This is a genomic window from Flavobacterium sp. LS1P28 (assembly GCF_003970335.1).
GTDB lineage: Bacteria > Bacteroidota > Bacteroidia > Flavobacteriales > Flavobacteriaceae > Flavobacterium.
Map to the genome: position 1 here is coordinate 61,929 of NZ_RYDI01000008.1, position 10,438 is coordinate 72,366.

Below are 10,438 nucleotides of genomic sequence, written 5' to 3' on the forward strand. Positions count from 1 at the left end.
GTTACCTTGGATACCAAGTTTGATGTCATATATTTAAAAGATCTAAACTATTTAAACTATGATTACCTTTATTATTGCAATTTTTTTATTGATTTTTGGTTACATCATCTACGGTAAATTTGTAGAGAGAAATTTCAAGATCGACGAGAACAAAACGACGCCGGCAAATGCACTTACTGATGGGGTCGATTTTGTTCCCATGAGTAGTAACAAAAACTCATTCATACAAATATTAAATATTGCGGGAGTGGGGCCTATTTTTGGGCCTATTTTAGGAGCTCTATATGGACCATCAGCTTTTATCTGGATCGTTTTAGGATCCATTTTTGCAGGGGGTGTGCATGATTACTTGACGGGAATGATTTCTATGCGGTACGGTGGTGCACATTTACCGGAATTAGCGTCTCGGTTTTTGGGCAAGTATTTTAGTCACGTTGTTAACTTTTTTGCACTTCTTTTACTGGTTTTAGTCGGTACCGTATTTGTTTCGGCACCTGCCAAAATGATTAATGAATTAGTGGGAAATGATGCAGACATTTATCTAATTATTGTGTTCTTAATCTTCCTGTACTATATTATTGCGACCGTTTTGCCTATTGATAAAGTGATCGGTAAGATATATCCGGTTTTAGGTTTTTTGTTATTGATAAGCGCCTTGGGTATTTGTATCGGGATGTTTATGTTTGGGAATCCAATCCCTGAACTAACCTTAGAAAATCTGCATCCAAAAGGAATTCCCTACTATCCGGTAATATTTTTGACTATATCCTGTGGTGCTTTATCCGGATTTCATGCCACGCAGTCCCCTATAATTTCTAGAACGATAAACAACGAAAAAGACGGTAGAAAAATTTTCTACGGAATGATGATTGTTGAGGCGGTTATTGCAATGATTTGGGCAGCAGCTGCAATGAGTTTGTTTCATGGAAACGATCTTAGTTTGTTGCTTGAAAACGGTGGTCCGGCTGCTGTTGTAAATAAAATTTCGGTAACGTTCTTAGGGACTATTGCTGGGACAATCGCAGTTTTAGGGGTGATTGTTTTACCAATTACTTCCGGTGATACATCGTTTAGAGCCGCAAGAATGATTATTGCTGATTATTTCAAAATTGATCAAAAGCTGTTGAAAAACCGTTTTATGGTTGCTACTCCACTTTTTGTAATCTCCTTTATTTTAACCAAAATGGATTTTGAATTGTTGTGGAGGTATTTTTCTTGGGCCAATCAAGTAACTGCAGGGATTGCTCTATGGATTGGTGCGGTGTATTTGTACCAAAGAAAAACTAACTATATGGTAGCTCTAGTGCCTGCTTTTTTCATCAGCTCTGTCATTGGTTCTTACCTTTGTTATGATCCTACTATAGGTTTTGGATTAGATATCAGTATTTCTAACACAGTAGGAATTTTATTCTCAATTGCTTTGACGGTATTGTTTTTTAGTGTGTTGACAAAAAGGAAATCAACATTATAGTTGCCTTAAAGTCTGCTGTATGATGTATGAAAGCAGTGTAAATCCAGGCATGATGCTAATTATAACAGGATAGGTATAATTTAATATTGAATGGGTATGGACAGAGAGCGAGTTATACTAAGCAAATGCTGTTTGTGTAGCAGTAAAACGATTTTTATACCTTTCAGTTAGCACGTATTGGACCTTAGATTTTTATAATATAGAACTAATGTAAATTAGTCTTTTGGTTGAGAAAAGAGAGATAATTTGTACTCCGTTAGCATATATTTTGCAATCTTTGGCCTCAAAAAAAATCAAACTGCATTATGAGCAAGACAAAATTAACAATCAATCGCAATGGTTCTATAAAAATAGAAGGCGATTTTGAAATAACAGACTGCGAAGGAAAAACATACGGATTAGAGGGAAGAACGGCGTTGGGTCTTTGCCGTTGCGGACTATCGGTAAACAAGCCTTTTTGTGATGGTTCTCACCGCAATGGTTTTGAACATGAATCAGCTGCATTCGACTTGCCTCCGGTGAAGATTAAGTAATATCATTTTTACAATTAAATAATAAAAGCTACATCTTATGGGTGTAGCTTTTTTTGGTTTTATTTAAACGAATTATACACAATGATTTATTCGCTGAGTTTACTACTGTTTTAAAATGATTTACTTTTTAAACTACTGATAATTGCCATCACATCTAAATCGCCTAATCCTTCTTGCTCTGCGGCGGTATAACTGTCGTACAAAGGATGAATCAACGGAGAATCGAGTCCGGCTTCTTTGGCAAGTCTTAAATCTTTGACCAGATGTTTCAACGCAAATGCAGCAGGATAGGAATCGTTCAGAATGGAAGGTGTTTTAATATTCGTAATTCCGTTGCCGCAAGCACCTTGATTGATGATGTTGAGCATGTCTTCTTTGCTTACGCCGTTTTTCTCGGCAAATAAAACCGTTTCGGCTACTCCTTGAAGATTTAATCCTAATAGGTAATTGATGGCTAATTTAGCAGAACTTGCTACGCCAGGTTCCCCTACGTGAATCGCAATTTTACCCAAAACCTCAAATATGGGTTTGGCTATTTCGAAATCTTCAGCCGAAGCCCCAACAAGAATGACTAACGTTCCGTCTTGTGCTGGTTTCACACTGCCAGAAACGGGAGCATCTATAAAATGTACCTGATGTTGGTTGCAAATGGTGTTCAAATAACGCGAGGTTTCTGGGGCAACCGTACTCATATTGATGATGGTTTTGCCAGGATGTGCTTTAGATAATAAACCTGTTGGTCCTTCAAAAACTTCTTTTACCGCCGCGTCGTTGGACAACATTGTCAAAACTACGTCGCATGTTTGCAGTAGTTCGTGCAAACTGCTTGCTGATTTTGCTCCTGAGGCCAGTAACGGTGCTTCTTTCTCTTTGGTACGATTGAAAACGGATACTTCAAAACCGGCTTTGAGTAGGTTCATAACCATTGGATTTCCCATGTTGCCAAGGCCTATCCATCCTAATTGTATTTTATTCATGTTTATTAGTGCTAAATGATATCTTTCTTTATAGATGTGACTTTATTGTTGGGTGTATATGCTTAGAAAAGTGACCCTAAAGTACCGTTTATTTTTGGAAAGAAACATAAAATAACAGTTGGAACGGTAATAATTATAAACATTCAAGTGAACGGGTTTTATAAATTCAGGTACTCCAATGTAAAACTCAGTAGTTTATAGCGTGTAATTCCGGATGTTGCTCTGGTTAGCGTCCAAAAAAGTTTTTGTTTTTTATTTGTTTTCGCCAATTGTTCCATGAGCAATACGCCATTTTCCTTCACTTAAAGTTTGATTTCTCGTTTGCTGAATTTTTTGTAGTAGAATTCTAATATCAAATCTTTGGCGTATAGTTTTATTTCATCTTAATTCCAGAAAAAGAAAATTTTTTAGATTTTTTTCCATTTAATAAAACACTTTCAATTCCAAAAATAGAGTTAAAGAATTCTATTTTGTTCGAGTCAATACAAAATTCGGAGTATACAACAATTCCAAATTTAGGCATTGTTAAGTTTTATGAAAAAATCGTTTATTTACACAAATGCAAGCAGAGCGCATCAAACGCGATTGGATTTAGTTAAAAAATTGTTCTCTTTACGGTTTCCCTCATTCATTTTAATTAAATATTCGATACTTTAGCATTCGAATTATCAGATTTTAATTTAAAATCAATCCCTTAATGACATTCAACGAAGATTCCAGAGTAAAAATACCCACGGTACTCCATTTAACCCGTTTGGGATATACGTACATTTCGTTGAAAAATGCAGTATGGGATGAAAACACCAACATTTTTACTACTGTTTTTATAGACAGTATTTCTAAAATTAATCCTGGAATTGAGCATTCTGATGCAAAACGATTGTTAGATGAAGTTTTCCTGTTGCTCGATAATGAAGATTTAGGAAAAGCGTTTTACGAAAGAATTACGCAAAGGTCTGGATTTCGATTAATTGACTTTGAGAATTTCGAAAACAATACTTTTAATGTTGTAACGGAACTCACTTGCAAAAAAGACGACGAAGAGTTTAGACCGGATATTACGCTGTTAATTAATGGAATGCCACTGGTTTTTATCGAAGTAAAAAAACCGAATAACCAAGATGGTATTTTGGCGGAACATAAGCGCATTCAATCGCGTTTTCAAAATAAAAAATTCAGAAAATTTGTCAATATTACACAATTGATGGTTTTTTCCAACAATATGGAGTATGACAATAATTCGCCTATGCCAATTGAAGGGGCTTTTTATGCCACAGCATCGTACGAGAAACCATCATTTAATTATTTTAGAGAGGATAAAATACTTGATATGGCTTCGCTTCTTTTACCATTTGATGATGAGAATGAGACCATAGTTTTAAAGGATAACAATCTCGTTGGTATTAAAAACTCACCTGAATTTATAACGAATAAAAATCCAGATTCACCCACCAACAGAATTTGTACATCGTTGTTTCAAAAAGAACGTTTGAAATTTATGCTGCAATATTCCATTGCCTATGTCAAAGGATCAAAAGGTTTGCAAAAACACATTATGCGTTACCCTCAGCTTTTTGCCACTAAAGCGATAGAAGCCAAACTGGAAGAAGGAGTGAAAAAAGGCATTATTTGGCATACGCAAGGAAGCGGAAAAACAGCTTTGGCATATTACAACGTTAAATATCTAACGGATTATTTCCAAAGTAAAAAGATTATCCCAAAATTCTATTTTATCGTAGATCGCTTGGATCTATTAATTCAAGCAGGAAAAGAATTTAAAAGCAGAGGCTTAGTCGTTCATAATGTGAACTCAAGAGAAGAATTTGCAAGAGATATTAAATCAATTAGTGTAATTCATAACAATTCTGGTAAAGCGGAAATTACGGTTGTTAATATCCAGAAATTTCAGGATGATCCTGATGTAGTTCGAAATACGGATTACCAACTCAACATACAGCGCGTTTATTTCTTAGATGAAGTACACAGAAGCTACAACCCAAGAGGAAGTTTCTTGGCCAACCTTAACGAATCGGATTCCAATGCGATTAAAATTGGTTTAACTGGAACGCCGTTATTAGGTACAGATTACAATTCGAAAGCCTTATTTGGAGAATACATTCATAAATACTATTACAATTCCTCCATAGCGGATGGATATACGCTGCGTTTAATTCGGGAAGAAATAGAAACCAATTATAAGCTAACACTGAAACAAGCCTTGGAAGAAATTGAAATCCTAAAAGGTAACGGTGACAAGAAAATTGTATATGCGCATCCTAAGTTTGTGGAACCGATGCTAGACTATATTGTTCAGGATTTCGAAAAAGCCAGAATTGCCATGAACGATAATACGATCGGTGGTTTGGTGGTTTGTGATTCCTCCGAGCAAGCTAAAATGCTGTTTGAAATATTCGAATCGAAATATGCTATAAATAATACTAATAATAGTGGGTTGTTGCAAGCTGCGGAACCATCAGAAAGTTATGGATCTAAAAAGAAAGTAGAAAGCAAAGTAACCACTGCTGCGGTAATCCTTCATGACATTGGCACTAAAGAAGATCGCAAAAATAAAGTAGAAGAATTTAAAGATGGAACCATTGACTTTTTGTTTGTATACAACATGCTTTTAACGGGTTTTGATGCACCACGATTAAAGAAATTATACATTGGCCGTGTGATTAAAGCGCACAATTTATTGCAAACTTTAACACGTGTCAATAGAACCTACAAAGAGTTCAGATACGGTTATGTAGTTGATTTTGCCGATATTCAAAAAGAATTTGACAAGACCAACCAAGATTATTTCAACGAATTGCAATCAGAATTAGGGGATGAAATGGAACATTATTCCAACATCTTTAAATCACAAGAGGAAATTAATGCCGAAATAAAGGAAATTAAAGACGTCTTGTTTCATTTTGACACGATGAACGCTGAGATTTTCTCGCAACAAATTACGCAAATCAATGACCGATGTGAAATTCTAAGAATCACACGAGTACTGAATAATGCGAAGAGTTTGTATAATTTAATTCGACTGTCTGGGAATTACGAACTGTTGGAACAACTTGATTTTCATAAGCTGACCGTTTTATCTCGTGATGCTAATAATCGATTGGCACTGATTAATGCAAAAGAAGCCTTAGAAAGCAATATTGATACCTCAAACCTTTTGAACATTGTCTTAGAAGATGTTATTTTTGCTTTTGTTAAAGTCAAGGAGGAAGAAATGGTATTGGCTGACCAACTCAAAAACATTCTTCAAAAAACCAGAGAAATGTTAGGCGGTAATTTCGACCAAAAAGCACCTGAATTTATTTCGTTGAAAGAAGAACTGGAACGCTTATTCAAAAAGAAAAATTTGAATGAAGTGACCAAAGAAGAAATGGAAAGCAACATTGCAGCGCTGGAAAAAATTTATACCAAAGCCAAAGAATTAGAACGAAAAAATCAATTGCTACGGGCCAAGTATGATAATGACGAAAAATACGCTCGCTTGCACAAACGCTTAATGGAAAAAGATCCTTTGACGGATAGCGAAAGTAAATTGTTTGAAGCCTTGCAAGGATTGAAGGCAGCAGTCGATGCACAAATTATTCAAAACTCGAAAATGCTGGAAAACGAGAGTTTTGTAGAACGAATGATGATGCGATTGGTGATTGACCAATTCAAAAACAAACAAAACATCCCGCTGGATGCTACTGCAACCAAACGTATTAATGGAATGATAGTAAAAGAATATATGAATGAGTTTTATGGAAGAACAGCATCATGAGTGAAATTATAATGCGAGTTTATTGAAATCGGAATTTTCGATTTTTCTACAAAACCTACTAATCATTATAATTTAGATATTCTTACTATCAGTTGGTTATCGTGTAAAATCGCTGTAAGGAACCCAATTTCGTATCTGGATAAACTAATATAAATAATTTAAAGTTATGAGTACCTATTCTCAAATATACATTCAAATTGTGTTTGCTGTAAAAAACAGACAAGCATTAATTACTAGTACTTGGGAAGAAGAATTATATAAATACATTACAGGAATCGTTCAGAACAAAGGCCAAAAAATGTTGGCTATAAACGGAATGCCTGATCATATTCATATTTTTATTGGTATGAAGCCAACTTGCTGTTTGTCCGATTTGGTTAGAGAAATAAAAAAGTCGTCAAATAGTTTTATAAAAGAAAAAGAATTTTGTAGATATAAATTTGAATGGCAAGAAGGATTTGGGGCTTTTTCGTATAGTCATTCTTCTTTGGATAATGTTATAGGATATATCAACAATCAAAAAGAGCATCACAGGAAAAGTAGTTTCAAAGAAGAATATATAGATTTTTTAGAGAAATTTCAAGTTGAATTTAAAAATGAATACCTATTTGAATGGATAGAATAGAATCGACTCCAACGGAGTCAAATGTTTTTAGAAAATATGAGGCGTTATGCATACGACCCCTTCGGGGTCGAACCAAACAGCCGGATTATTTTTTACAAACATAAAACCCCTTCGGGGTAAAAATATGAAACAGTAACGAGTCCTAAGGATTCAAATAATTATAACAATGACTACCACCATACAGTTTGAAAAGCAAACCAAAAACCTCATAGACGATTTAAAAAGCGTTTGTGCCAATTACGGTTTGGGAAATGACGGAAACGAATTCAAGATTATCACCCAAGTATTTTTATATAAATTCTTGAACGACAAATTTGTTCATGAAGTAAAACAACTCGATGACAACATAGCCAAAGCCGACAATTGGGAAGCGGTTCTAAGAGCATACAATGACAACGATTACGAAATGCTGATGATGCAAATGAGCGAAAGTACCGCCCGCTTGCAACCCAAGCATTTTATTTCCAGTTTGTTCGAAAGACAAAATGAAGCCAACTTCTCGGATATTTTTGACAATACCTTACTGGATATCGCCAAAGAAAACAGCGAATTATTCTCGGTATTGACTGAAGGTGGCGAGAAAATTATCTTGTTCGAAAACATCAGTAAATATGTAACGGACAAGCGAGATGATTTTTGCAAAGCCATAATCAACAAGTTAATAAACTTTAGTTTTGAGAATATCTTTCATGAAAAGTTTGATTTTTACGCTACGATTTTCGAATATTTAATCAGCGATTACAACACCAACAGTGGCGGAAAATATGCTGAATATTTTACACCACATGCCGTAGCCAAAATCATGGCGCGTTGTTTGGTTAGTGAGAGTGTAAGCAATGTAACCTGTTATGACCCTTCGGCGGGATCCGGAACGTTGCTGATGAACTTGGCTCACCAGATTGGTGAAGACAAATGCACGGTGTATTCTCAGGATATTTCGCAAAAGTCCTCAAACCTATTGCGACTGAATTTAATTCTGAACGATTTGGTGCATTCCATCCCGAATATTGTAAAAGGAAACACCATCCTCGAACCGTACCACAAAGACAAAAACGGACGGCTGCAGCAGTTTGATTACATCGTATCGAATCCCCCGTTTAAGCTGGATTTCTCGGATTATGTGGCGGATTTGGATAGTAAAGAAAACCACGAACGCTTTTTTGCAGGAATGCCCAATATTCCTAAAGCCAAGAAAGACAGTATGGCTATTTATCCGTTGTTTGTACAACACATTATGTATTCGCTTACCGCAAAAGGCAAAGCAGCGATTGTAGTACCAACTGGATTTATCACGGCACAAAGTGGTATTGAGCGCAAAATACGCGAGCAAATGGTGGAACGAAAAATGCTGCGTGGCGTAGTAAGTATGCCGAGTAATATTTTTGCCACGACAGGAACCAACGTTTCTATTTTGTTCCTAGACAAAACAAACACTAAAGGCGATATTGTTCTAATGGATGCTTCTAAACTGGGCACTACCGTAAAAGAAGGCAAAAACCAAAAAACGCTTTTATCCCCACAAGAAGAAGATTATATCATTGACACTTTTAACCAGCACGAAGCCAAGGACGATTTCTCGGTGGTGGTTTCCTATGACGACATCAAAGCCAAAAACTACTCGTTGAGTGCCGGACAATATTTTGAAGTAAAAATTGAATATACCGATATTTCACCAGCGGCATTTGAAGCCAAAATGAAAACTTTTGAAACCAATTTGAGTACACTTTTCAGCGAAAGCATAATCTTGGAAATGGAAATTCAGAATAATTTAAAGGGGTTGAAGTATGAGTAAAAAAATAATCAAAACAGTTCCAGAAAATTATTTTGCCGAGTTTTTAATTTACAACACGCCCAATGGAGGCGTTAAAGTGGAGATTTTTCTAAAGGATGAAAACATTTGGTTGACACAAGATAAAATGGCGCTGTTGTTTGGAGTGCAACGACCTGCTGTAACTAAACATCTTAAAAATGTTTTTGAATCGGGAGAACTACAAGAAAATAGGGTTAGTTCCATTTTGGAACATACCACTTCACATGGCGCAATAGAAGGGAAAACTCAAGAAAAAAAAGTAAAATATTACAATCTGGATGCGGTAATTTCGGTAGGATACAGAGTCAATTCGACACAAGCAACCCAATTTCGTATTTGGGCGACACAAGTACTCAAAGAATACATTATCAAAGGATTTGCGATGAATGATGAACGGTTGAAAAACCCAAACACATTATTTGGTAAGGATTTCTTTGAAGAACAACTGGCTAGAATTAGAGACATTCGGTCGAGTGAAAGACGATTTTATCAAAAAATAACAGATATCTACGCCAAATGTAGTGCCGATTATGATATAAGCAGTCCTGAAACCAAACAGTTTTTTGCTGTTGTGCAAAACAAACTCCATTGGGCGATCACTCAAAAAACAGCAGCTGAAATTATTGCTGGCAGGGCTGATGCCAACAAACAAAATATGGGATTGACTTCTTGGAAAAATGCACCCGACGGCTATATTAGAAAAACAGATGTAAGCATTGCCAAAAATTATTTGGATAGCGAAGAGTTAGACGGTTTGAACCGCATAGTAACCATGTATCTGGATTATGCCGAAATGCAAGCCAACAAACAAAAAATAATGTACATGAAGGATTGGGCAAAGCGTTTGGACGCTTTTTTGCAATTTAATGAACACGAAATCCTTACCGATGCAGGAAAAGTAACCGCTGAAATAGCCAAGACTTTTGCCGAAAGCGAATTTGAAAAATACAGAATCATTCAAGATCGCCTTTTTGAAAGCGATTTTGACAAAGAAATTAAAAAACAATTGGGCAATGCAGATAGTGAATAACAAAAGATATAATCGCACAACAGCATCAATAAGGAGAGGGATCCAGAATAATTTGAAGGGGTTGAGATATGAGTAATTTATTGGTTTATACGACTCCGAAGGAGTCCAATGTTTATAGCAAAAGTGTTTGTAGAGAATCCGACCCCTTTGGGGTCGAACCAATTTGGAGTATGTTTTTTTATAGACGTTCGACCCTTTCCGGGTCAAACAAAATAAT

At 35.8% G+C, this 10,438-nt stretch carries 7 protein-coding genes; 6 read left to right on the forward strand and 1 reads right to left on the reverse strand.

Going from position 1 to position 10,438, the window contains the following annotated elements; translation table 11 throughout:
• Window positions 1-58: 58 nt before the first annotated feature.
• Both EKL97_RS08170 and EKL97_RS08175 read left to right on the forward strand, forming a co-directional pair.
• Window positions 59-1,471, forward strand: a complete 1,413-nt coding sequence (locus tag EKL97_RS08170) for a carbon starvation protein A (RefSeq protein WP_126563313.1) — start codon at window positions 59-61, stop codon at window positions 1,469-1,471.
• A 305-nt stretch (window positions 1,472-1,776) separates the two neighbouring features.
• The gene (locus EKL97_RS08175; RefSeq protein ID WP_126555918.1) at window positions 1,777-2,004 is read left to right on the forward strand and encodes a CDGSH iron-sulfur domain-containing protein; all 228 of its coding nucleotides are present in this window, start codon (window positions 1,777-1,779) and stop codon (window positions 2,002-2,004) included.
• Between the two features lie 110 nt (window positions 2,005-2,114).
• On the opposite strand, the gene EKL97_RS08180 is transcribed toward EKL97_RS08175, so the two are convergent.
• Window positions 2,115-2,981, reverse strand: a complete 867-nt coding sequence (locus tag EKL97_RS08180; protein ID WP_126568621.1) for an NAD(P)-dependent oxidoreductase — start codon at window positions 2,979-2,981, stop codon at window positions 2,115-2,117.
• Between the two features lie 697 nt (window positions 2,982-3,678).
• On the opposite strand from EKL97_RS08180, the gene EKL97_RS08185 reads away from it, so the two are divergent.
• The 4 genes from EKL97_RS08185 to EKL97_RS08200 all read left to right on the forward strand — a co-directional run bounded on the left by EKL97_RS08185 (window position 3,679) and on the right by EKL97_RS08200 (window position 10,221).
• Entirely contained in the window at window positions 3,679-6,756 is a 3,078-nt protein-coding gene (locus tag EKL97_RS08185) for a type I restriction endonuclease subunit R (protein ID WP_126568622.1), read from the forward strand.
• A 166-nt stretch (window positions 6,757-6,922) separates the two neighbouring features.
• Entirely contained in the window at window positions 6,923-7,381 is a 459-nt protein-coding gene (gene tnpA / locus EKL97_RS08190; RefSeq protein ID WP_126555909.1) for an IS200/IS605 family transposase, read from the forward strand.
• Window positions 7,382-7,547: 166 nt separating this feature from the next.
• Window positions 7,548-9,173 carry a class I SAM-dependent DNA methyltransferase gene (locus EKL97_RS08195; RefSeq protein ID WP_126568623.1) on the forward strand — a complete coding sequence of 542 codons (1,626 nt, stop codon included), beginning with the start codon at window positions 7,548-7,550 and terminating at the stop codon, window positions 9,171-9,173.
• Entirely contained in the window at window positions 9,166-10,221 is a 1,056-nt protein-coding gene (locus tag EKL97_RS08200; protein ID WP_126568624.1) for a virulence RhuM family protein, read from the forward strand. Before EKL97_RS08195 ends, EKL97_RS08200 begins: the two co-directional genes overlap by 8 nt.
• Window positions 10,222-10,438 lie beyond the last annotated feature (217 nt).

Bases quoted from the DNA above. Each gene is read 5' to 3' on its own strand.
- EKL97_RS08170 (WP_126563313.1), top strand. From the start codon at position 59: ATGATTACCTTTATTATTGCAATTTTTTTATTGATTTTTGGTTACATC.
- EKL97_RS08175 (WP_126555918.1), top strand. From the start codon at position 1,777: ATGAGCAAGACAAAATTAACAATCAATCGCAATGGTTCTATAAAAATA.
- EKL97_RS08180 (WP_126568621.1), bottom strand. From the start codon at position 2,981: ATGAATAAAATACAATTAGGATGGATAGGCCTTGGCAACATGGGAAAT.
- EKL97_RS08185 (WP_126568622.1), top strand. From the start codon at position 3,679: ATGACATTCAACGAAGATTCCAGAGTAAAAATACCCACGGTACTCCAT.
- tnpA (WP_126555909.1), top strand. From the start codon at position 6,923: ATGAGTACCTATTCTCAAATATACATTCAAATTGTGTTTGCTGTAAAA.
- EKL97_RS08195 (WP_126568623.1), top strand. From the start codon at position 7,548: ATGACTACCACCATACAGTTTGAAAAGCAAACCAAAAACCTCATAGAC.
- EKL97_RS08200 (WP_126568624.1), top strand. From the start codon at position 9,166: ATGAGTAAAAAAATAATCAAAACAGTTCCAGAAAATTATTTTGCCGAG.